We start from the raw sequence: 23,020 nt of genomic DNA, 5'->3' as shown, positions 1-23,020 counted from the left end.
TCGTCGCCGAGCCGGGTGGGCTGGAACTCCCAGCTGATCACCGCGCGGGCGAGCACGAGGAGCAGCAGCAGGACGACGGGGCCTCCGCGAGGGGTGTGGACAGGATCGGTGCTCCGGGACGGTGTGTGCCGCCGATGGCCCGGTGAGGTCGGGGCGGCACGCACGGTGACGCCCTCATCGAACCACCCGGGGACCCCTCCCGGACCTCGCCGCGGGCGGCTAGCGTCCGCGTATGGATGCTGCCGAGTTCGCTCCCTGGTCGCCCGCCTTCACCGCGGACCCGTACCCCGCGTACGCGGAACTCCGCGACCGGGGGCGGGTGCACTGGTTCGAGCCGACCAGGCAGTGGCTCGTGCCGCACCACGCCGAGGTGTCCGCGCTGCTGCGGGACCGCCGGCTCGGCCGGACGTATCTGCACCGCTTCACCCACGAGGAGTTCGGGCGCATGCCCCCGCCGCCCGGGCACGAGCCCTTCCACACGCTGAACGACAACGGGCTGCTGGACCTGGAGGCGCCCGACCCCACACGGATCCGGCGGCTGGTGACCAAGGCATTCACCCCGCGCACCGTGCAGGCGCTGGAGCCGACCGTGCGCCGACTGGCCGCCGGGTTGGTGGCCCGGCTGGCGAAGAACGGCGGTGGCGACCTGTTGGCGGAGGTCGCCGAGCCGCTGCCGGTCGCGGTCATCGCGGAGATGCTCGGGATACCGGAGTCCGACCGCGGCCTTCTGCGGCCCTGGTCCGCGGACATCTGCGGGATGTTCGAGCTGAACCCGTCCGAGGAGACCGCGGCGCGTGCCGTCCGGGCCTCGGTGGAGTTCTCCGCGTACCTGAGGGAGCTGATCGCCGCGCGCCGCGCCGAGCCGGGCGAGGACCTCGTCTCGGCGCTGGTCTCGGCGCACGACGAGGGGGAGACGCTCAGCGAGCAGGAGCTGGTGTCCACCTGCGTGCTGCTGCTCAACGCGGGGCACGAGGCGACCGTCAACACCACCGCGAACGGCTGGTGGACGCTGTTCCGCCACCCCGGGGAACTGGCACGTCTGCGGGCCGACCACGCGCTGCTGTCCACAGCCGTGGAAGAGCTGATGCGGTACGACACCCCGCTGCAGATGTTCGAACGCTGGGTGCTCGACGACATCGAGATCGGCGGCACGGTCGTCCCGCGCGGCTCGGAGCTGGCCCTGCTCTTCGGCTCGGCCAACCGGGACCCGGCCCGCTTCGAGCGCCCCGGCGACCTCGACCTCGGCCGCGCCGACAACCCGCACATCACTTTCGGAGCCGGAATCCACTACTGCCTGGGCGCTCCCCTGGCCCGGGTCGAGCTGGCCGCCTCCTTCGGCGAACTGCTGCGGCAGGCACCGACGATGCGGCTCGCGGCGGAACCGGAGTGGAAGCCGGGGTACGTGATCAGAGGGCTGCGGGAGCTGCGCGTGGAGTTGTGAGGTGCTCCCGTGCGCGCGGTCTCAGTAGACGAACTCCGGTCGCTCGTACGGCATCCACCAGCTGGTCAGGCCCCAGACACCGAGGGCGAGCACGGTCACCGCGGCCACCGCGGCGAGCCAGGGGCGGTGCAGCCACCGCAGACCGGCGGCCCAGACGGCGAGCGGCAGCAGTGCACCGCCGAGGGCGATCAGCGGGAGGTCGACGTAGAGCACGCTCAGGTCCCGGTGCCACTGCGCGAATCCGCCGTCGATGTTGATCCTGGCCAGCGGTGCCCAGGCGAGCAGCGCGGTGGCCGCGCCCCCGGCCGCGAGGAGGCAGCCCGCGGAGCCCTTCGTCTCTTCCCTCATGACTGCCACGGACGCGGCAGCGTCCCCGATGGTTCCGGAGACCGGTGCGGGAGGGCCTCGGCGCCCGCCGCTCCGCCGTGGGCGGGGCCGGCGGGGTTCCGGGTCACCGGGGTTCCGGCCCGTGGGGTCCTTCCTGCCGGTGGGTCTCCGGGCCCGTGGGCGGTGCCCGTCAGGTCTGCAGGTCCCGGCGGCGGAAGGCCGCGAGTCCGGCGGCCACCAGAGACACCGCGAGCGCCGTCAGGAGCAGCACCGGCGGCCAGTCCATCCGCGGTCCGGGGAGCTTCGGCAGGTGACCGAAGGGCGAGAGGTTCAGCACGGCCCGGGGGAGGCCGAGCGCGGGGCCGACCCAGCCGAGGGCGAGGCACAGCCCCGCCACGGCCCAGCCCGCCGTCGCGGCCCTGGGGACGGCCCCGTACAGCAGCAGCGCCACGCCCGCGAGCGTCCACACGGCCGGCACCTGGGCGAGCGCGGCGCCCGCGATCGGGAGCAGGTCCCCGCCGTGGCCGAGGGCCAGGCCCGCCCCGGCGAGCAGCATGACCAGCACGGTGCCGCCGAAGGCGACGGCCAGATGACCGGCGGCCCAGGCGGTCCTGCCGACCGCGTTCGCGAGGACCGGTTCCGCGCGCCGGGAGGTCTCCTCGCCGTGCATGCGGAGCACGGCCCCGACCGCGTACAGGGCGGCGACCAGCCCGAACATGCCGACCATCGCGGCGAGGAACGCGTCGGTGAGCGCCGTCTGCCCGCCCATCCGCTCGAAGATCTGCTTGGCCTGCTCGTTGTCGCCGACCAGGTCCGCCGCACCGTCGGCCATGCCGCCGAAGACGATCCCGGTGAGCAGGAAGCCGGCCGCCCAGCCCGCCCAGGTGGCGCGCTGGAGCCGCCACGCGAGCCCGCCCGCGGTGGTGATCCGCCCTTCGGCGGGCCCCGGTCGGGTGGCCAGGAAGCCCATGCCGACGTCCCTGCGCCCGGCCAGGGCGTACGCGGCGGCCCCCAGTGCGACCGCCGCGGTGAGCATCAGCAGCAGCACCCACCAGCGCTCGTCCGCGTAGGCCCGGACGTTCTCGGCCCAGCCCACGGGGGACAGCCAGGTCAGCAGGGACGATCCACCGCCGAGGCCGCCCCGGACGGGGGCGCCCGCCGTGCCCGCGTCGCCGGCGGCGCGCAGGACGAACGCGACGCCCAGCACGGCAGCCGTCGCTCCCTTGGCGAGCCGGGCGCTCTCCGTGAGCTGGGCGACGATCGCCGCCGTCGTGGCGAACACCATGCCGGTGCCGCCGACCGCGAGGCCGAGGGCGAGCGCGCCGGCGGATCCCAGCCGGGCCAGTCCGGCCGTGATCAGCAGTGCGACCGCGGCATTGGCGAGACCCGCGGTGAGCAGCGCGGCCGTCAGCGGGGCGCGCCGGCCCACCATGGCCGAGGACAGCAGTTCCTGACGGCCCGTCTCCTCCTCCTCGCGGGTGTGGCGCACCACGACGATCAGGCTCATCACCGCGGCCAGCACGGCCGCGAACGTCCCGAAGCGCCAGGCGACCAGCGCCCCGGTGCTGTCACCGAACACCGGACCGTAGAGGCTGCGCAGCGAGCCGTTCGCGGCCATCGACGCGGCGAGTCCGGCCCGTTCGGCCTGGGTGTCGTACAGCGCCTGCAAGGAGCCGACACCGCTGACGACCATCCCTGCGACCACCAGTACCCAGACGGGCAGCACGATCCGGTCCCGGCGGAGCGCCAGCCGGAGCAGGGTGCCCGTGCCGGCGAGCGGCCGGCTTCCGGTGCCCGGTCCGCCGCCCCGCCGGGGCGCGTGCGCCGCACGGGTCTCCGCGGCCGCGGTCATCGCACCATCGCCCCTTCCGCACGGGTGCCGCGTCCGCCGCTGTCGTCCGGCTCGCTTCCGCGCACGTCGTCCTCGTAGTGCCGGAGGAACAACTCCTCCAGTGTGGGCGGGGTGCTGGTGAGCGACCGCACACCGGCGCCGGTGAGGGAGCGCAGCACCGCGTCCAGCTTGTCGGTGTCGACCTGGAAGCGGACCCGGCACCCGGCACCTTCGGAGGCGGCCGCCGGGCCCTGGACGTCGAGTTCGTGCACCCCGGGCAGCCGCGCGAGCCCGTCGGGCGCGCCCGCGAGATCGGCGCTGACGCTGGTGCGGGTGAGGTGCCTCAGGTCGGCGAGTGAACCGCTCTCCACCGTCCGCCCCTTGCGGATGATGCTGACCCGGTCGCACAGCGCCTCGACCTCGCTGAGCACATGGCTCGAGAGCAGGACCGTCCGGCCGCGGTCGCGTTCCTCGGCGACGCAGCTCTGGAAGACCCCCTCCATCAGCGGGTCGAGCCCGCTCGTCGGTTCGTCGAGGATCAGCACGTCGACCTCGGAGGCGAACGCGGCGACCAGGGCCACCTTCTGCCGGTTGCCCTTGGAGTACGTGCGCCCCTTCTTGGTGGGGTCGAGTTCGAACCGCTCGGTCAGCCGGTTCCGGCGCGCCCTGTCGAGCCCGCCGCGCAGCCTGCCGTAGAGGTCGATGACCTCTCCGCCGGAGAGGTTGCGCCAGAGCGTCACGTCGCCGGGTACGTAGGCGATCCGGCGGTGCAGTTCGACGGCGTCCTTCCAGGGGTCCATGCCCAGCAGCCGGGCGGCGCCGGAGTCGGCACGCAGCAGTCCCAGCAGGATGCGGATGGTGGTGGACTTCCCGGCGCCGTTGGGTCCGAGGAAGCCGTGGACCTCACCGGTCCCGACCGACAGGTCGAGGCCGTCCAGTGCGTGTGCCCGGCCGAACGACTTGTGCAGTCCGGCGACGCTGATGGCCTTCGTCATGATTCAGAAGCTAAGCTATCTTCAGAAATTTGTGAAGTTAAGGAAGCGTATAAACTCGGATCCGGGTTCCTGAACAGGGGAGATGATCCGGGGATGACGCCGATGACCGGGAAGGCCAGGGACGCGGAGGCGGTCTCGCTCTTCGTGGAACGATTCGCGGCCCAGCTCGTCGAGGCCGGCATGACGCGCATGCCGGCCAGGGTCTTCGCCGCTCTGCTCTCCTCCGACTCCGGAGCGCTGACCTCCGCCGAGCTCGGAGAGCAACTGCAGGTCAGCCCTGCGGCGGTGTCCGGTGCCGTGCGCTATTTGGCGCAGCAGCACATGGTTTCGCGGGAACGGGAGCCCGGTTCCCGCCGCGAGCGCTACCGGGTCCACAGCGACCAGTGGTACGAGGCGCTCACCAACCGCGACGCCGTCCTGAAACGCTGGTCGGAATCCCTGCGAGAAGGGGTGACGAGCCTCGGCGCCGAGACGCCGGCGGGCCGCCGGCTCGAGGAGACCGTCGCGTTCTTCGACTTCGTCCAGGTCGAGCTCACGGCGATGATGGAGCGCTGGCGGGAGCACCGCGAGCGGATGTTCGGCCGGCCCTGACGCGGGTTCCCGGTTCTCACGGCGACCCGGCGCTCCCCGGTCCGGAGCGCGCACGGGTGCGCCCCGCCGGGCGGCGCTCCGGTTCCCCACCCGCGGCCTTCACCTCTCCCGCTCTCACTCCGCGACGGCCCCCGGCGCCGGCAGGGTCAGCGACCATGCCCTGGGCCGCAGGGTCCAGGTGCGTCGCCGGACCGGTCCGGCGACGAGGGCGTCGGCGCGGTAGCGGAAGTCGGCACCCGAGACGGTGACGACCTTCGCCAGGCTCCGTATGGGCCCCGGGTCGGATCTGCGGTGCACGGTCACCTCCGCGGCGCCGTCGGCCGCGCGGACGCGTACGTCCTCGACCGGCTCGTCCAGATCGCTCAGCACCACTCCGTCCGCCTCCACCCGCAGCCGGTGCGTCCGTACGCCGGTCCGTACGCCGGGAGGTGCCGGCGGAACAGGACGGACGAACGTGCGCACCAGGGAGCGGCAGGTGTGCCACACCGAGCCGGTCCGCCCCGGCGCCCCCGCGGCCGCGGCGGCAGGACCCGCCGGGATGCGCAGATCGGCCAGCACCACCCCGTCACTGTCGTCGGCGAGCAGATCCAGGTGGTGGGCGGCTCCGTCGAGGACCGCCCGGGCTGCCGCCACCGCGCCGGTCGGCACGCCCAGCGACCGGGCCACTTCCACGGACGCGCCGGCCCCGACCGGGACCAGCGACAGGGCCTCGTCGGCGAGCTCCCGCGCCCGGTGCAGCGAGCCCACGGCGCGCAGCAGCGCGCGGTCGTCACCGATCACGACAGGGCGCCGGGAGCCCCTTCGGGCGAGGGCGCGGGAAAACTCCTCGGGCCCGTCGGGCAGGCAGATTTTCGCCGCCGACCCGGCACACAGCACATCCTTCGCGATACGAACGGACTCGCCGTCGAAACGGCGGGCGACCGGGTCGATGACCACCAGGAGCTGGTCGGGAGCCGACACCTCGGTCCTTCCTCGGGTAGCATCTTTGTGCAAGAGCCCCTTGCGCTATTGCGCCAGGGGCTTCGTCTATTCCGGGGCACACCGGTTGGCGGCTCAGGCCCCCGACCATGGACATGCCCCGCCCGGAAGGGGTGTACGCCTGTGCCCGCACTTGTGCTGCTCGGTGCTCAGTGGGGTGACGAAGGCAAGGGAAAGGCCACCGACCTCCTCGGTGGATCCGTGGATTACGTGGTGCGTTACCAGGGTGGTAACAACGCCGGCCACACCGTGGTGGTCGGTGACCAGAAGTATGCGCTCCACCTCCTCCCTTCCGGAATCCTCTCGCCGGGATGCACCCCGGTCATCGGCAACGGAGTCGTCGTCGACCCGGCGGTCCTGCTCTCCGAGCTGAGCGGGCTGAACGAGCGTGGCGTCGACACGTCCAAGCTTCTGATCAGCGGAAACGCCCATCTGATCACCTCGTACAACGTCACGCTCGACAAGGTGACGGAACGGTTCCTGGGTAAGCGCAAGATCGGCACCACCGGCCGCGGCATCGGCCCGACGTACGCCGACAAGATCAACCGAGTCGGCATCCGGGTCCAGGACCTGTACGACGAGTCGATCCTGACGCAGAAGGTCGAGGCGGCGCTGGAGCAGAAGAACCAGCTCCTGGCCAAGGTCTTCAACCGCCGTGCCATCGAGACGGACCGCGTCGTCCAGGAGATGCTGGGCTTCGCCGACCAGATCCGGCCGTACGTCGCCGACACCACGCTCATCCTGAACAACGCGCTCGACGACGGCAAGGTCGTCCTCTTCGAGGGCGGCCAGGGCACGCTGCTGGACGTGGACCACGGCACGTATCCCTTCGTCACCTCCTCGAACCCGACGGCGGGCGGCGCCTGCACGGGCGCGGGCGTGGGCCCGACGAAGATCAGCCGGGTCATCGGGATCCTCAAGGCCTACACGACCCGTGTCGGCGCCGGCCCGTTCCCGACCGAACTGTTCGACGAGGACGGCGAGGCGCTGCGCCGCATCGGCGGTGAGCGCGGTGTCACCACCGGCCGCGACCGCCGCTGCGGCTGGTTCGACGCGGTCATCGCCCGCTACGCGACCCGCGTCAACGGACTGACCGACTTCTTCCTCACCAAGCTCGACGTGCTGACCGGCTGGGAGCAGATCCCGGTCTGCGTCGCGTACGAGATCGACGGCAGGCGGGTCGAGGAGCTGCCGTACTCGCAGACCGACTTCCACCACGCGAAGCCGGTCTACGAGTACCTGCCGGGCTGGTCCGAGGACATCACCAAGGCCAAGTCCTTCGCCGACCTGCCGAAGAACGCGCAGGGTTACGTGAAGGCGCTGGAGGAGATGTCCGGGGCCCCGATCTCCGCGATCGGCGTCGGCCCGGGCCGTGACGAGACGATCGAGATCAACTCGTTCCTGTAGGTCCCCGGGCCCGCGGGATCCCCCGCGGGCCGTCGCCCTTCCCACGGCCCGTGGCGGTGAGCCGAGTGCTCACCGGCCGCGGGCCGTTCGCCTTCGCGCGCCCTGCCTCCCGCCCGCGGCTTCCACCCGGCACCCGGCCCGGCTTCCACCCGCCTTCGGCCCCGGCCTCCCCCGGCCCGCGGCTTCCACCCCGGCACCCGGTCTCCCCCTGGGGCCGCGGCTGCGACCGAACCACGGCCTCCGCGCCCGTTCCCCGGCCCGCGTCCCCCGGGGCCCACGTCCGTTTCCCGCCTCACGACCGTTTCCCGGGCCTTACGTCCGTCCCCCGCCTCACGTCCCTGTCCCGCTTCACGTCCGTTTCCCGCCTCACGTCCGTGTCCTGCCGAGCGCCGCGGCGACCGCCAGGTACGGCAGGGCGAGCAGCGCGAACACGGTGCCGTGCGGCGCGTGCGCGGACAGCCCCGCGTACGTCCCGTAGACCAGCAGTGTGGTGAGTCCGGTCCCGAGACCCGCGAGGGAGGTCACGGTGGCCCGGCTCGGGCCGGTGATCGCCTTCTGCAGCCGGGCGTCGGCCAGCACATCGGTCAGCTGGAAGACCAGGAACGCCGCCCCCACCAGGACGAACCCGCGGGGGCCACCGCTCAGCGCACCCGCGGTGAGCGCTGCGGCGCCCGCCGCGACGGCGGCCCCGAGCGCCCGCCCGGAGAGTCGCTCACCCGGGCCCACCAGCAGCGAACCGACCGTCACCCCGACCCAGACCACGAGGACCAGCAGCGGGACCGTCGCCGTCGCGACACCGGTGGCGGCGGCCAGCAGCGGTACGTACTCGTCGAGCGCGCCCCAGACCGAGGTGACGACGACGGACAGCAGCAGTGCGTGCCGCACCCGACGGCTGCCGCGCACCTCGGTGATCCCCGCCCGCAGGGCCGCCGTGTACGCCCCACGGCGGGTGCGCCGCCGCGCGCCGCGTCCGGCGGACTCCCGGTGTTCGGGCAGCAACGCGCCCACGGCGGCGCACAGCAGACAGGCGGCGACACTGGCCGCACCGACCAGCGGCTCGCCACCCCGGGCGAAGGCCGGCGCAGCCACCGCGGTGGCCGCGGCGGTCGCGGCCATGCTCACGGCGGCGGTGCGCCCCATGACCCGGCCGTAACGTGAAGCGGCACCGAGCCGTTCGAGCTCGTCGTGCACCAGGGCCTCCATGGCCCCCGAGCGGAGCGAGCCCCCGGCCCCCCACAGCACGAACCCGGCGGCGTACGCGCCGTACGAGGGGAACAGGACCCACAGGGCGAACCCGGCAGCGGTGAGCAGCGGCCCGGTGACGGCCAGCAGCCTGCGGGACACGACGTCGGCCCAGACACCCGACGGGACCTCGACCAGCAGTCCGGTCAGTGACCAGAGGGCGAACAGGGACGAGATCCGCGCGGTGTCCAGGCCGTGCCCTGCGAAGAGCAGTGCGTAGACGGGGTAGAGCAGGACGAAGTCCTCGAGTCCCGCGTAGAGGTAGAGCGTTCGCTCGAGCCGGCGCACACCGGGCCGGAGCGGGGGCGGGCAGGACGAAATGACGGGCATGGATGGTGGTCCTTCTGCGGAACGGACGGGGACGCCGGGTGCCACCCGCCGCGGCGGTCCGCGACTGCCCGTTCCAGGACCTGCTGTCGTGCGTCAATGTCGTCGGCTCATGTGCCCGAGTCTGGCACGGGACGGCGCTGCGCGGGCCGGTGTTTCCCCGGGGTCGCCCTGACCGACCGACCCGCCCGGGTGGGCGATGACGCACGATCGGACGGCCCCCGCGCGCCGCGCGGGGTCCCCGCCCTGCGGAACCGTGCCCGTGCGCGACGGGGCGGTGCCGCACGGACCGTGGCCTCGAGGCCGCCAACCCCTTTCCGTATGCCCCGGTGCCCCCCGCGGTAGGGCGGAGGCGGGGGTTCAGGCCATTCCCGGGCCGGTCTTGGTCTAGACCTTGACAGGTTCAGACCATTGCCTGTTCAGTGCTCAACACGCCATAGGGCGACACGACTTGGGACTCCCGTCCCGCGTTCCTCCCTCGCCCCACAGCCCCCACAGCCCCCACAGGGAAAGGACGATAACGTTGTCGCGTCGGATCATCACCCTGCTCGCCGCCTTCGTGGCGGTGCTCGGACTCACGGTCCTCGTCCCCTCGACCGCGTCCGCGGCCGCGTGCGCCGCGGCCTGGAACTCCTCGTCCGTCTACACCGGCGGTATGACCGCGTCCCACAACGGCCGGAACTGGCAGGCCAAGTGGTGGACCCAGAACGAGACCCCCGGCTCCGCCGAGGTCTGGGCCGACCGGGGCGCCTGCGGCGGCGGTGGCGGCAACCCGAACCCGGACCCCTCGGGCTTCGTCGTCAGCGAGGCGCAGTTCAACCAGATGTTCCCGAACCGGAATTCCTTCTACACGTACAGCGGGCTGACCGCGGCGATGAGCGCGTACCCGGCCTTCGCCAAGACCGGCAGCGACACGGTCCGGAAGCAGGAGGCCGCTGCCTTCCTCGCCAACGTGGCGCACGAGACGGGCGGCCTGGTCCACATCGTCGAGCAGAACACCGCCAACTACCCGCACTACTGCGACCGCAGCCAGCCCTACGGCTGCCCGGCGGGCCAGGCCGCGTACTACGGCCGCGGCCCGATCCAGCTCAGCTGGAACTTCAACTACAAGGCCGCCGGTGACGCCCTCGGCATCGACCTGCTGGGCAACCCCTGGCGCGTCGAGCGGGAGTCCGCCGTCGCCTGGAAGACCGGTCTCTGGTACTGGAACACCCAGAGCGGGCCCGGCACGATGACCGGCCACAACGCCATGGTCAACCAGGCCGGCTTCGGCCACTCGATCCGCTCGATCAACGGCTCCCTGGAGTGCGACGGCAGGAACCCGGCGCAGGTCCAGAGCCGTGTGAACAACTACCAGCGCTTCACCCAGATCCTGGGCGTGCCGACGGGCGGCAACCTGTACTGCTGACGCGTTCGGCGGATCGGCGGGAGCGGGCGGCCTGTGCCGCCCGCTCCGTCGTTCCCGGCCCGTGGGGCGGCCCGGTGGGTGCGCCCGTTTCGCCGCAGCGGTCGGTGCGCGGCCGGCTTCACCTTTCACCCCTTCTGAGCAATTGGCACGCCTATGTGACGGCATTGAGCTGTTTATCACATTTTCTGTGTTCCGATGTGAGGCATCTGCGTCCCTCCGGTAGGGGCGTGACGGCCTGTCACAGAGAAAGTGAGCTGCATCGGATGTCTGAATCTCAGGGCACGGGTGGCGCGGGTGTCCCCCGTCGTGGGAAGTCGGCGGTGTTGAGCCGTCACCGGATGGCTGCTGTCGCCGCGGCGGCCGGGGTCGCCGCGGTGGTGGGTACGACGACCATCGCGGCTGCGGTGCAGGCGGGTGCGGACGAGACGAACGCACGTGCTGCGGTCGCGGAGGACAAGGCGGACGGGGACGAGGAGAAGGGCTACGCCCCCGAGGGGGACGAGGGCGGCGGCCGCGACGCGGGTGACGACGGCTCCGGCGGTCGCGACGCGGGTGGCGAGGTCTCCGGTGAGCACGAGAAGGCCGACGGCGAGGGCTACGGCGGCCGCGACGCGGGTGACGACGGCTCCGGCGGTCGCGACGCGGGTGGCGAGGTCTCCGGTGAACACGAGAAGGCCGACGGCGACCAGGAGAAGGCCGACGGCGAGGGCCGTGGGCGCCACGGCGAGCGGAACGTCGAGTGCGACCCGAACGACCTGATCGCGGCGATCGTCGACCTGAACCAGAACAGCGGTGGTTCACTCCGCCTGGCGAAGCAGTGCACGTACACGCTGACCGCCAATCAGGACGGCAACGGCCTGCCGGAGATCATCCAGCCGATCAGCATCCACGGCAACGGCTCCACCATCCAGCGGGCCGCCAACGCCGACCAGTTCCGCTTCTTCCAGGTCGGAGCCGGTGGCGACCTGAAGCTCAGCCACCTCGTCCTCACCCGAGGCAAGTCCGCCCCGGACGAGAACGGCGGTGCCATCCTGGTCGACCCCGCGGGACGCCTGCACCTGGAGATGGTCGCCCTCGACAGGAACACCGTCGACAGTATCGACCCCGCGGACGGAGACGACGGCGGAGCCGTCTACAACGCGGGCATCACCAAGGTCGTCAAGAGCACCTTCGAGGGAAACTCCGCCGACGAGGGCTCCGCCATCCTCAACTTCAACGGCAAGCTCAAGGTCGACTCGGCCAAGTTCTACGGCAACATCGGCGACGACGGCGCCGTCGAGAACGTGGGCGGGACCTCGACGATCGTGAAGAGCGAGTTCCGCCACAACATCGGCGGCGGTGTCGAGTCGGACGGCGGCGTGACCGAGGTGGTGAAGTCCGTCATCGCCTTCAACACCGACGACGGTACCGGTGGCGGTATCGACCACGAGGATGGCGGGCTCCACGTACGCGGGTCCAACATCCACGACAACACGGCGGCCACCCAGGGCGGTGGTCTCCAGGTCGACGACGAGACCGTGATCGAGGACAGTGAGATCACCGGCAACACCAGCCTCGGTGACGGCTCGGCCGCGCGCGGTGGCGGCATCGACATCCTCCCGGACGACGAGGAGGAGGTGGAGGTGGAGGTCGCCATCCGCAAGACGAAGATCGCCGGCAACCAGGCGCCGGGCGAGGACGGCCGAGGAGGCGGCATCTTCGTCAACGAGTTCGGCCGCCTCGTCCTCACCGACTCCAAGGTGACGAAGAACATCTCCGACGAGCCCGCGGGCGGTGTGGACAACGAGGGCACGGTCGTCACCCACGGCAAGGTCCGCATCATCGACAACGTCCCGACCAACTGCGAGGGCAGCACCAACCCCGTCCCCGACTGCTTCGGCTGACACACCACGCATCGCCGGGGGCCGGCCCCACCGGCCTCACCGGCACCCACCGCCCGCCCCGGCTTTCCCGCCGGGGCGGGCACAGGTGCGGGTGGCGGCCGGAGCGCGACGCCGGCGTGGCACGCTCCGGGCCGGAGGCGTCGGAGCCACCTGCGCGGGGCCGTGTCGCCCGCATCTCGTAGGCTCCCGGCCATGAGCGACGGGGAATCCGGCAGACGGGTCATAGACGGGCGCTTCGAGCTGGAGGCGCGGCTCGGCGGCGGCGGTATGGGCATGGTGTGGCGGGCGCGCGATCTGGTCCTGGACCGGGCCGTGGCGCTCAAGGAGGTACGGCCGCCCGATCCGGGTCTCGCCGAGTACGACCCGCAGGGCGCGGCGATGCTCCGGGCCCGGGTGCTGCGCGAGGCACGGGCGCTCGCCCGCGTCGACCACCCCAATGTGGTGACCATCCACCATGTGGTGGACGGCGGGGAGCACACCTACCCGTGGCTCGTCATGGAGCTGGTGACCGGCGGATCACTTCATGACCGGCTGGAGAAGGGGCCGCTGGACCCCGCCGAGGCCGCCCGTCTCGGCCGCGAGGTGCTGGCCGCGCTGTGCGCCGCGCACGACGTCGGCATCCAGCACCGGGACGTGAAGCCCGCCAACGTCCTGATGCGCCCCGACGGACGTCCCGTCCTCACCGACTTCGGTATCGCGGCCATCAGGGAGTCCACGGCGCTGACCGCGACCGGGTCCGTCATCGGCACGCCCGACTACATGGCGCCCGAGCGCATCTCCGGCGCCGAGGGCGGCCCGGGTTCCGATCTGTGGTCGCTGGCGATGATGCTGTACGTCGCCGTCGAGGGGCGTCACCCGCTGCGCAGGGGCAGCACCCTCGCGACGCTGGCGGCGCTCCTCAGCGAGGAGCTTCCGCCGCCCGTCCAGGCGGGATCGCTGACCGGTTTCCTGAGCGCCGTGCTCGTCAAGGACCCGGCCGGCCGGGCGGACGCGGAGACCGCCGACCGGATGCTCGCGGAAGCGGCCGAGGGCCGGGACACGGCCACCGGCCCGCGGAGGCCGCCGAGTGTTCCGTCTGCCCCGGACGGGGCGGGCGGCACCACCTCGTACCGGCCGTCACCTCCGCCGGGGCAGACGGCCGCACCGAACGCAGCTCCGGCCGGGTTCGGACCGCCGGCGGGCTTCGGGCCGCCGATGGGCTTCGGGCCGTCGGCTCCGCACGGCGCCGTGCCGGGTCCGGTCGTGCCGTCGACCCCCTACCCGGCGGGCCCCACACGGCAGACGCCGCCGGGACCGGGCGGCCGTGTGAAGGGCCGGGTCGCGATCGCCGCGTCCGCCGTCGCGACCGTGCTGGCAGGCGTCCTGGTGTGGACCCTGCTGCCGGACGGCGGCGGCAACGGCGGCGAGAAGGCGGCGAGTTCACCCGGCCCCGCCGCGACCGCGACGAAGGGCGCGACGTCCGCACCGCCCGAGGCGGCCCCTGCGGCGTCGGCACCGGCGTCCGAGGCCGACGCCAAGACCGATCTGCTGACCCCGGACGGCATCCGGACGGCGGTGAAGGAGATCAAGGCCGCGACCGGGACGGACCGCGCGGCCGACTTCACCGTCTACGCGGACTACGTGTCCGCGGAGATCATGGTCAAGGGCAGCGACACCAAGTACGACAGCTACACCTACCGCCCGGGCCAGGGCGTCCAGAAGGGCATCATCAGCAGCTCCCTGATCGGCGGCGACCGCCCGTTCAGCCTGGACGACTTCGACTGGGACGTCGTCCCCGCCCTGCTGAAGCGGGCGGAGAAGGACCTGAACGTGAAGCGGCCGACATTGCGTTACGTCCTGGTCCGCCCCGCCGACGACACCTTCGGCACCCCGCTGGGACTGGCCGTCTATCTCGCCGACGACCACGTCACCGGCTATCTGGACGCCGATCTGAAGGGCAAGGTGACCCGGGTGATGCCGGCCCAGGACTGACCGGCCCGGCCTTGTGGCTACGCCCCGGCGGCGTGGCCGACGAACGCGGCCCAGGCGCCGGGGGCCACGGTGAAGACCGGGCCCTCGGGGTCCTTGGAGTCGCGGATGTGGACGGCGTGGGGGCAGGCGGCGACCTCGACGCAGGCGCCGGTGTAGTCGCTGCTGTAGGAGGACTTGTGCCAGTCGAAGGCCACTTCGATGCACTCTCCGCCGCTGCTGTCGCTGTAGCTCGACTTGATCCAGCGCAGGCTGTCGGTCATCTCTGGTCTCCTGCCAACTGCTCGATGAGGCCCAGCGATTCACGAGGGCCCAGGGCCTGTGCCCGGATCTTCGCATACCGCTGACCGTATGTACTCACCTTTGCGGGGTCCTTGATCAGCAGACTCTCGAACTGGATCTCCAGATAGACCAGGTGATCGTGCTCCGGGGTCTCCACCAGGGTCATCCCGCCGTTGTCACCCGCGTGTTCCCCGCCCAGCCCCGCCTCCAGCGGCAGCACCTGCAACGTCACGTTACGCCGCCGCGCGCACTCCGCAAGGTGCCGCATCTGGCCACGCATGACCTCATGGCCGCCGATCACCCGCCGTAACACCGACTCCTCCAGCACCACCTCGATCAGCGCCACCGGCTCCCGCTCGAACAGCGCCCGCCGTGCCAACCGCGCCTCGACCAGCTCCTCCACCCGCTGCTCCGGCAGCGGCGGATACCCGCCGCCGATCAGCGCCCGCGCGTACTCCTCCGTCTGGAACAGCCCGTGCACCACGAGCGTCGCGTACAGATGGAGTCCTACCGCCTTCTGCTCCAGCAGCGCGTAGTCCTTGAACTGCGCCGGGTACTTCTCCAGCCGTACGTACGTCCTGGCCTGCTCGAAGATGTCCATTCCGTCCCCGAGTACCCGCTCCAGCTGCACCAGCATCGCGTCGCTCGCCGGCTGCGCGCCCGTCTCCATCGCGCTCACCGCCGAACCCGTGAAGCCGATCTCCTTCCCGAGCTGCTCCTGCGTCCAGCCTTTCCGTACGCGTAACTTGCGGGCGACGTCCGCCACGAGCCGTGCCGTCGGACCCGCCAATTGCTTGTTCTCCGCTCGCGCCATTGCGATCACCGTTCGACTCAACCGGACTCAACCGGTCTCCATCCGTCCCCGCCGAATTCGACCTTGATCAAGGCAGGTTCGCGCAGGTCAAAGGGTGTTCGACCTGCCTCGCAAGGCTATGGAGAACGCTATCCGGGTGGCATCACAATGTCGCCGTGAATACGGATAATCGACGAGTGGAAATGGACTGGATCCCGGTCTCCGGATTCCGGCTCCGCAAGGCGGGCGTGCATTTCGACGCCGTACGCGTCGACGGCGACGACGGACGCCGACTGGCCGATCTCCTGGACCGTATGACGGGCGGCGACCCCGGTCCCATCGTCACCGAGGCGAACGGCTGCCGCGGCGTCTACTTCCTCCTTCCGGTGGGCAGTACGGCCCACCGTTCGTGGCCGCGCGGGGTGACCCGTTACAACTCGGCTGCGGGCGGCTTCGGTTACGTACCCGTCCCGGCGCTCGACGGGCCGACCTGGCCGCTGGCCTGGCGCGTCCCGCCCGTCGCGGACGACCGCTTCGTGCACCCGCTGCTGCTGCGCACGGCGGCCGGTGAGCTGCTGGGTTGACAGCGTCCCCGCGGCGGCGGCCTGCGGACCGGGGTCGCCGGGGGCTCTCCGGCGCTCGTGCCGGCGGGCTGTCCCGGCTGCGGAGTGTGACGAGATTGAGGCCGGCGGCCCTTCCCATGCGCCCGTGCACCCGTACAAAACGGTCATGCATGGGAAGATTGCCGCATGAACGGCCGGGATCTCGTGACGCTGTTCGTCTGCGGCGACGTCATGCCTGGCCGGGGTGTCGACCAGATCCTTCCGCACCCCGGTGATCCCGCCCTGCGGGAGAGCTACATCCGGGACGCCCGGGACTACGTGGCGCTCGCGGAGGCGGTGAACGGGACGATCCCGCGCCCCGTCGACTACACCTGGCCCTGGGGCGCGGCGCTCGGCGTGCTGGACCGGTTCGACCCGGACGTCCGTGTGATCGACCTGGAGAGCAGCGTCACCACCAGCGACGACTTCGCCTCGGGCAAGGCGGTGACGTACCGGATGCACCCGGACAACCTGCCGTTCCTGGCGGCCGCACGGCCCGACGTGTGCGCGCTCGCCAACAACCACGTGCTGGACTTCGGGCGGCGCGGCCTGGAGGAGACCGTGGACGTGCTCGGCCGCGCCGGTCTCGGGCCTGCCGGGGCCGGACGGGACCGGGCCGAGGCCCAGCGGCCGGTCGCGGTCCCCACCCGGAGCGGGGGCCGGGTGCTGGTCCTTTCGTGCGGGATGGCGTCGGCCGGGGTCCCCTCGCGCTGGGCGGCCGCCGAGGAACGGCCGGGCGTCGACTACGTGCCCGACCTGTCGGTCCGCAGCGCCGACACGCTCGTCCGGCGGCTGCGGGAGGTGCGCGAGCCCGGCGATCTCGCGGTCGTGTCGATCCACTGGGGCTCGAACTGGGGCTATGGGGTGTCGCAGAGCCAGAGCAGCTTCGCCCACCGGCTCGTCGAGGGCGGCGTGGACCTCGTCCACGGGCACTCCTCCCACCACCCCCGGCCGATCCAGGTCCACCACGGCAAACTCATCCTGTACGGCTGCGGCGACCTCATCGACGACTACGAGGGCATCACGGGCTACGAGCGCTACCGCGACGACCTGCGGCTGCTGTACTTCCCCACGCTGGACGCGGAGACCGGCGAGCTGGCGGCCCTGCGGATCGTGCCGATGCAGGCGCGGCGGATGACCCTCCACCATGCGTCGCCGTCGGACTCCGGCTGGCTGTGCGAGGTGCTGAGCAGGGCCGGGCGCGCGTTCGGCACCCAGGTGGAGCCCGAGCTCGGCGGGGACGGGACCCTCGCCCTCCGCTGGAACCGCCGCTGAGCCCGGCCCGTACGGGTGGGCGCCGGTGGTGCTCCGCCGGTGGCGGCCGTGCCCGGCCCGCCCCGGCCCGTTCGGGTGGGCGCCGGTGGTGCTCCGCCGGTGGCGGCCGTGCCCGGCCCGCCCCGGCCCGTTCGGGTGGGCGCCGATGGTGCTCCGCCCGTGTCGGCCCTGCCCGGCCCGCCCAGGGTCTGCCTCGGGCTCAGTCCACCTTCGTGTACGTCAGCGGTGCTCCGCCCGAGCCGACCAGCTCGCGGACGATCGTCCGGTCGTCGGGCATGTCGAGACGGCTCCACTGGCCCGGCGAGCAGCTACGGCGGTCGCCGAAGGTGACCTGCGTGGGGCCGAGTTCGAGGGGAGGGCCGGAGGCGCGCAGGGTGGCGGACCAGCGGCAGTCGTAGTTGGCGCCGCGCCCGGTCAGCGTCATGACGGTGTCGCCGGCGGAGCCGCTGGTGATGGTCATGATCCGCGTGTTGGTGCTGCCGTCCGCGGTCGTGAACTCGGCCTGCCAGGTGCCTGTGTACTCCTCCGGCACGGTGCCGGCGCGTGCGGTGGGGGAGGACTCCGTCGTCGCGGGCGTGTCATCGGCGGTCGGCCCGCCGCTGCCCCCGGAGGTGCCGGGCGAGCGGGGCGCCGACGTCGACGGGCCCGGTGCGGCGGGGGAGCTCGTGTGCTCTCCGTTCATGAGCGCGTAGACCGAGCTGCCGGCCGCCACCGCGACCACCACCGCCACGGCGACGAGGGCCACCGTGCCCCGTCTGTCACCGCGCTGCGCCCCGGGCACGGACGGCGGGCCGTACTGCGGGTAGGTGCCGTACGGAGGGGCTGCGGAGTGCAGGGTGTGCGGGACGGGCGCCGGGTGGTGCGCCGCCCATCCGGGAGGCGGTGACGGGGCCGGGGTGGGCGCCGGGCCCGGGGGAGGCGTCGGAGGGCCGGCCATCGTGGGAAGGGCGTGCACACCCGGCGCGCCCGGGGCGGCGCCCGGTCGGCCCGAGGCGGCGGACAGGTCACCGGGCGGTGGTGTGCCGCCCGCGGCGGCCCGCGCGCCGTCGACGGGGAACTGCGCCGGGGAGCCCTGTGCCGCGACACCGTGTGCGGCGGGGCCCGGTGCGGGCGGGGGTTGCGCGGCGCCCGGGGCGTGCGGACCGGATCCGGGCGCCGGCGCCCCTGCCGCGGGGCCTGCCCCCGTGGCGTCCGTGAAGCTCTCCGGGTGCTCGACCTCCAGCAGTTTCACGGCGTGGCTGCCGAGTTGGGCGATGAGGGCGCCCGGGAGCCACGGCACGCTGGAGTCCTTCGACACACCCCCGGCGCGTTCCCGGATCAGTTCCAGCGTGGGCCGGGCCCCGGGCTCCTTGTGGAGGCAGTCCCGTATCAGCTCCCGCAGCGATTCCGGGACGCCGGACAGATCCGGCTCCTCCTCGGCGATGCGGAACATCTGCGCGTGGACGCCGCTGTCCGCGGAGCCGAACGGCAGCCGCCCGCCGGCCGCGTAGGCAAGGACCGAGCCCAGGCAGAACACGTCGCAGGCCGGGGTGATGCGGTCGCCCCGGACCTGTTCGGGGGCCATGAACCCGGGCGAGCCGACCAGCGCTCCGGTGCGGGTGAGCCCGCCGTCCGCGACGGTCTCCAGGGCGCGGGCGATGCCGAAGTCGATGACCCGGGGCCCGTCGATGGTGATCAGGACGTTGGACGGCTTCAGGTCGCGGTGCACGATGCCCGCGCTGTGGATGTCCGTGAGCGCACGGGCCAGTCCGGCGGCGAGGGTGCGTACGGAGTGCTCGGGCAGCGGGCCGTGGGCCGGGCCGCCCTGTCCGCCGGAGATCACGGAGTGGAGGGACGGCCCGGCGACATAGCCCGTCGCCACCCAGGGCACCTCGGCCTCGGTGTCCGCGTCCAGCACCGGAGCCGTCCAGGCCCCGCCGACTCGGCGGGCGGCCGCGACCTCCTGCCGGAACCGGCTGCGGAACTCCTCCTGCTCGGCGAGCTCCCGCCGTACCAGTTTGACGGCGACCGTACGGCCCCGGTCGGAGCGGGCCAGATAGACCTGTCCCATGCCGCCGGCGCCCAGACGGGCCAGCAGTCGGTACGCCCCGATGCGGCGCGGATCTCCGGATGCCAGCTGCTCCATGGCCGAGCGCCCCTCCCCCGACATACGTGGACGTACCCGCACGTGTGCGTGTACGTGCGCGCGCGTACGGATCTGTGCGCGTGCCCGATCGCACGAGAATAGTGCGCCCCGGGCCGGCGCCCACAGGCAACCGCGTTCCCGCCGGGATCAGGCCGGATCCCGCCCGCGTTCCGACCTGTTGCGACCCTTCCACGCCAGGAGGGGGCCGCTCGAAGGGACACCTGCGTGGGGCACCTGCGTGAGGAGACACCCGCGACCGTCCCGCCGGTTCCCGGACGGGCAGGCGGCGGACGGCCGGTGTCCGGGCGGGCGGTGGACGGACGAAGACGCCACGACGGTCCGCGGTACGGCATGCGACGACGCCCGTGGCACGGCATGCCCGATGGGCAATCGGACGGATCGACGGATCGACGGATCGACGGACGCCGGGACGTGGAGCCGGCGCCGGGATCAGGCGTGCGGGTTCCGGGGGCCGGGGCGCCCGTCGGGGCGCGGGGTGTCGGCCGGGCGCGGAGGGCGCGTCAGCGGCTCGCCCCCGCGGCCCCGTCCGCGCCCGCGGTCTCCTGCCGCCCGTCGGATGCCAGTGCCTCCATCGCGGCGGAGAGCCGCTCCAGCACTCGCACCGTCTCCGTGAACCGCTCGTCGCCGAGCCGGTCCGCGAGACGCCCGGCGAACTCGGCGTGCCCGGGGTTGATCCTGTCGATCGCCGCCCGGCCCTCGTCGGTGGGCCGGAGCAGCTTGGCGCGGCGGTGCGCCGGGTTCGGTACGTACTCGGCGAGGCCCTTGCCGACGAGCAGATCCGCGATCCGCTGCACGCTCTGCCGGGTGATGCCCATGGTCCGGGCGATCCCGGCGACCGGAAGCGGCTCGGGCAGCACGGCACCGAGGACCTGCCACCAGGCGGAGGTCAGCCCGGCCGGGCGGGCCAGTTCCTCCGCGACGCCGAGGAACTGTCCGTTGAGCCGGAAGACGCTGATGGCGGCGGTGCTGAGCATCTCCTGCCTCTCCCCGGCCGACCGTTTCGGAGCCGGCTCCCGGGCGGGTGCGACGGCCGTTTCGCGGTCCTGCCCGTTGCGCGGTCCATGGTCCGGGCTGCCGCCCGGCCCCTGTGCCGGCCCGGGTGCCGGGGCGTCGGCAGGCCCCCGAGGCACCCGTATCCGCTCGTCGCCCGCAGGGGCCGGTGCGTGGTGCGGGCCGCGGCCCGCACCGTCGCGTCTGCCGCCCGTCATGCGTTGAGCTCCTCGAACGCCTCCGGGTCGGAGTCGTGGAACAGCCGGTACCAGGCGTCGAGCTTGCCGCCCTCGAACGCCCCCAGCCTGCCGAGCACTTCGCGGGCGAACGCCACCGGTTCGGTCGGGCCGGCAGTGATCAGGTCGCCGTCGGTCACGGCGTCGGAGTCGACGTAGTACTCGCCGCCCTCATAGCCCGTGGCGGCCAGGTAGAACGAGACGGCGCTGGTGTGCTTCCGGTCGTCCAGCAGGCCCTCGCGGGCCAGTCCGGCCGTGGCCCCGCAGATCGCGGCGACGGGCACTCCCGCGTCCAGGAACTCCCGCGCCTTGCGGGCGAACGGCGCCAGCTCGTCGTCCGTGTCCCACAGGTCGGCCCCGGTGAGGATGAGCAACTCGCTGTCCTCGGGCCGCAGGGTGTCGAGGCCCAGGTCGGGCTGGATGCGCAGGCCGCCGATCGTGGTGACCGGCTTGTCCGTGTCGGGGCCGACCGTGCGCACGGTGTGGCCGGCGCGGGCGAGCCAGGCGGTCGCGTGCCCCGTCTCCCAGTCGGCGAACGTGTCGTAGACGGCGACGTGGACCGCCCGCCCGGCCGGCGCGGTCTCGGCGACGGCGGTGGTGCTGCTGGCGGATGACGTGTCGGCGGTCATGCCGGCCTCCCTGGCCCTGCGGTTGGAGTTCTCCCCGATGACAGTAGACTGTCATAACGACAGCGTGCTGTCAAATGCCCAGGTGGGTGTTCCGTGCCGCGACACCTTGCCCATGAAAGTGGCCGAGGCCATACAAGGTGGCCATGTCGGCCCCGAGCCGCGCCTCCCTAACCTGGCCGTATGACCCCTCATGTCGAACCCGACCCGCAGGCCGGCGCGGCCGTGAAGGCTGCCGACCGTGCCCACGTCTTCCATTCGTGGTCCGCCCAGGGCCTGATCGACCCGCTCGCCGTGGCGGGCGCGGAGGGTTCGTACTTCTGGGACTACGACGGCAACCGCTACCTCGACTTCACCAGCGGCCTCGTCTACACCAACATCGGCTACCAGCACCCGAGGGTCGTCGAGGCGATCCAGGAACAGGCCGGTCGGCTGGCCACCTTCGCCCCGGCGTTCGCCGTCGACGTCCGCTCCGAGGCCGCACGCCTGATAGCCGAGCGCACCCCCGGCGACCTGGACAAGATCTTCTTCACCAACGGCGGCGCCGAGGCGGTCGAGAACGCGGTGCGCATGGCCCGGCTGCACACCGGCCGGGCGAAGGTCCTCGCCGCGTACCGCTCCTACCACGGCGCCACCTCCACCGCGATCAACCTCACCGGGGACCCGCGCCGCTGGGCCTCCGACACCGCCTCCGCCGGTGTCGTCCACTTCTGGGCGCCGTTCCTGTACCGGTCGCCGTTCTACGCCGCCACCGAGGCGGAGGAGTGTGCGCGGGCGCTGCAGCACCTGGAGGACACGATCGCCTTCGAGGGCCCGCAGACCATCGCGGCGATCGTGCTGGAGACCATCCCCGGCACCGCGGGCATCATGACCCCGCCGCCCGGTTACCTCGCGGGCGTCCGCGAGATCTGCGACCGGTACGGCATCGTGTTCGTCCTCGACGAGGTCATGGCGGGCTTCGGGCGCACCGGCGCCTGGTTCGCCGCCCGGCACTACGACGTCGTGCCCGATCTGATGACCTTCGCCAAGGGCGTGAACTCCGGCTATGTGCCGCTCGGCGGCGTCGCCATCTCCGCCGAGATCGCGGCGACCTTCGACAAGCGCCCCTACCCCGGCGGCCTCACCTACTCCGGCCACCCGCTCGCCTGCGCCGCCGCCGTCGCCACGATCCGGGTGATGGAGGACGAGCAGGTCGTCGAGCACGCCGCCCGCATCGGCGAGCAGGTCCTCGGCCCCGGCCTGCGCGAACTCGCCGAACGCCACCCCTCCGTCGGCGAGGTGCGCGGCCTGGGCGCGTTCTGGGCCCTGGACCTGGTGCGCAACCGGGAGACCCGGGAACCGCTGGTGCCCTACAACGCGACCGGCGAAGCGGCCGCCCCGATGGCCGCGTTCGGCGCCGCCTGCAAGAAGAACGGCCTGTGGCCCTTCATCAACATGAACCGCACCCACGCCGTCCCCGCCTGCAACATCACCGAGGCCGAGGCCAAGGAGGGCCTCGCCGCCCTCGACGCCGCACTCACCGTCGCCGACGAGCACACCGTCTGACGCGGCAGCCGACCGGACACGCCGTCCGACGCGGCCGGGGCCCGTGCGCCCCGTCACGGGGCCGGGGCCGGGGGGCCTCGGCCCTTCCGCCTGCGCCGGGACCGGGCGGAGGGCGCCGGTCGACCCG

General features: G+C 72.7%; 19 protein-coding genes. 9 read left to right on the top strand and 10 right to left on the bottom strand.

What is annotated here, in order from left to right; all coding sequences use genetic code 11:
- The first annotated feature begins 232 nt into the window (after positions 1-232).
- The gene (locus O7595_RS15315) at positions 233-1,441 is read left to right on the top strand and encodes a cytochrome P450 (RefSeq protein ID WP_269729247.1); all 1,209 of its coding nucleotides are present in this window, start codon (positions 233-235) and stop codon (positions 1,439-1,441) included.
- Positions 1,442-1,462: 21 nt separating this feature from the next.
- Here the strand turns inward: O7595_RS15315 and O7595_RS15310 are convergent, their stop codons facing one another.
- The 3 genes from O7595_RS15310 to O7595_RS15300 form a co-directional block, all read right to left on the bottom strand.
- Positions 1,463-1,789 (bottom strand): hypothetical protein, encoded by a 327-nt coding sequence (locus O7595_RS15310; RefSeq protein ID WP_269729246.1) that lies wholly within the window; start codon positions 1,787-1,789, stop codon positions 1,463-1,465.
- Positions 1,790-1,958: 169 nt separating this feature from the next.
- Positions 1,959-3,620 carry an ABC transporter permease gene (locus O7595_RS15305; protein WP_269729245.1) on the bottom strand — a complete coding sequence of 554 codons (1,662 nt, stop codon included), beginning with the start codon at positions 3,618-3,620 and terminating at the stop codon, positions 1,959-1,961.
- Positions 3,617-4,594 (bottom strand): ABC transporter ATP-binding protein, encoded by a 978-nt coding sequence (locus O7595_RS15300; RefSeq protein ID WP_269729244.1) that lies wholly within the window; start codon positions 4,592-4,594, stop codon positions 3,617-3,619. The genes O7595_RS15305 and O7595_RS15300 overlap by 4 nt, the downstream gene beginning before the upstream one ends.
- A gap of 93 nt (positions 4,595-4,687) precedes the next feature.
- On the opposite strand from O7595_RS15300, the gene O7595_RS15295 reads away from it, so the two are divergent.
- Positions 4,688-5,185 carry a GbsR/MarR family transcriptional regulator gene (locus tag O7595_RS15295; protein ID WP_269729243.1) on the top strand — a complete coding sequence of 166 codons (498 nt, stop codon included), beginning with the start codon at positions 4,688-4,690 and terminating at the stop codon, positions 5,183-5,185.
- Positions 5,186-5,299: 114 nt separating this feature from the next.
- On the opposite strand, the gene O7595_RS15290 is transcribed toward O7595_RS15295, so the two are convergent.
- A complete protein-coding gene (locus O7595_RS15290) occupies positions 5,300-6,145 on the bottom strand; it encodes a diacylglycerol kinase (protein WP_269729242.1) in 846 nt (281 codons plus the stop codon).
- Positions 6,146-6,286: 141 nt separating this feature from the next.
- On the opposite strand from O7595_RS15290, the gene O7595_RS15285 reads away from it, so the two are divergent.
- Positions 6,287-7,570, top strand: a complete 1,284-nt coding sequence (locus tag O7595_RS15285; protein ID WP_269729241.1) for an adenylosuccinate synthase — start codon at positions 6,287-6,289, stop codon at positions 7,568-7,570.
- 366 nt (positions 7,571-7,936) lie between these two features.
- On the opposite strand, the gene O7595_RS15280 is transcribed toward O7595_RS15285, so the two are convergent.
- Positions 7,937-9,142, bottom strand: a complete 1,206-nt coding sequence (locus O7595_RS15280) for an MFS transporter (protein ID WP_269729240.1) — start codon at positions 9,140-9,142, stop codon at positions 7,937-7,939.
- A gap of 520 nt (positions 9,143-9,662) precedes the next feature.
- Between O7595_RS15280 and O7595_RS15275 the strand changes: the two genes are divergently transcribed.
- The 3 genes from O7595_RS15275 to O7595_RS15265 all read left to right on the top strand — a co-directional run bounded on the left by O7595_RS15275 (position 9,663) and on the right by O7595_RS15265 (position 14,401).
- Complete coding sequence (locus tag O7595_RS15275) at positions 9,663-10,547, top strand: glycoside hydrolase family 19 protein (RefSeq protein ID WP_269729239.1); 885 nt, start codon at positions 9,663-9,665, stop codon at positions 10,545-10,547.
- A 338-nt stretch (positions 10,548-10,885) separates the two neighbouring features.
- Positions 10,886-12,430, top strand: a complete 1,545-nt coding sequence (locus O7595_RS15270) for a hypothetical protein (protein WP_269729238.1) — start codon at positions 10,886-10,888, stop codon at positions 12,428-12,430.
- A gap of 192 nt (positions 12,431-12,622) precedes the next feature.
- Positions 12,623-14,401: a serine/threonine-protein kinase gene (locus O7595_RS15265; protein ID WP_269729237.1), complete on the top strand. Its 1,779-nt coding sequence runs from the start codon at positions 12,623-12,625 to the stop codon at positions 14,399-14,401.
- Positions 14,402-14,418: 17 nt separating this feature from the next.
- On the opposite strand, the gene O7595_RS15260 is transcribed toward O7595_RS15265, so the two are convergent.
- Positions 14,419-14,661: a DUF397 domain-containing protein gene (locus tag O7595_RS15260; protein WP_269729236.1), complete on the bottom strand. Its 243-nt coding sequence runs from the start codon at positions 14,659-14,661 to the stop codon at positions 14,419-14,421.
- On the bottom strand, positions 14,658-15,494 hold the full coding sequence (locus tag O7595_RS15255; protein ID WP_269729235.1) for a helix-turn-helix domain-containing protein: 837 nt from the start codon (positions 15,492-15,494) through the stop codon (positions 14,658-14,660). The genes O7595_RS15260 and O7595_RS15255 overlap by 4 nt, the downstream gene beginning before the upstream one ends.
- Before the next feature lie 182 nt (positions 15,495-15,676).
- On the opposite strand from O7595_RS15255, the gene O7595_RS15250 reads away from it, so the two are divergent.
- Entirely contained in the window at positions 15,677-16,057 is a 381-nt protein-coding gene (locus O7595_RS15250) for a hypothetical protein (protein ID WP_269732496.1), read from the top strand.
- Positions 16,058-16,222: 165 nt separating this feature from the next.
- Entirely contained in the window at positions 16,223-17,350 is a 1,128-nt protein-coding gene (locus O7595_RS15245) for a CapA family protein (RefSeq protein ID WP_269729234.1), read from the top strand.
- A gap of 199 nt (positions 17,351-17,549) precedes the next feature.
- On the opposite strand, the gene O7595_RS15240 is transcribed toward O7595_RS15245, so the two are convergent.
- From O7595_RS15240 to O7595_RS15230, 3 genes are all read right to left on the bottom strand, one after another.
- Positions 17,550-19,475 carry a serine/threonine-protein kinase gene (locus O7595_RS15240; protein WP_269729233.1) on the bottom strand — a complete coding sequence of 642 codons (1,926 nt, stop codon included), beginning with the start codon at positions 19,473-19,475 and terminating at the stop codon, positions 17,550-17,552.
- A 521-nt stretch (positions 19,476-19,996) separates the two neighbouring features.
- On the bottom strand, positions 19,997-20,470 hold the full coding sequence (locus tag O7595_RS15235) for a MarR family winged helix-turn-helix transcriptional regulator (protein WP_269729232.1): 474 nt from the start codon (positions 20,468-20,470) through the stop codon (positions 19,997-19,999).
- Positions 20,471-20,700: 230 nt separating this feature from the next.
- Entirely contained in the window at positions 20,701-21,351 is a 651-nt protein-coding gene (locus O7595_RS15230) for a DJ-1/PfpI family protein (protein ID WP_269729231.1), read from the bottom strand.
- A gap of 180 nt (positions 21,352-21,531) precedes the next feature.
- Here O7595_RS15230 and O7595_RS15225 point away from each other — a divergent pair, with 180 nt between their 5' ends.
- Complete coding sequence (locus tag O7595_RS15225; protein ID WP_269729230.1) at positions 21,532-22,893, top strand: aspartate aminotransferase family protein; 1,362 nt, start codon at positions 21,532-21,534, stop codon at positions 22,891-22,893.
- Positions 22,894-23,020: the final 127 nt, after the last annotated feature.

The sequence above is a fragment of the Streptomyces sp. WMMC940 genome (assembly GCF_027460265.1).
Lineage (GTDB): Bacteria > Actinomycetota > Actinomycetes > Streptomycetales > Streptomycetaceae > Streptomyces.
This window is presented reverse-complemented; position numbering and strand designations above follow the sequence as displayed.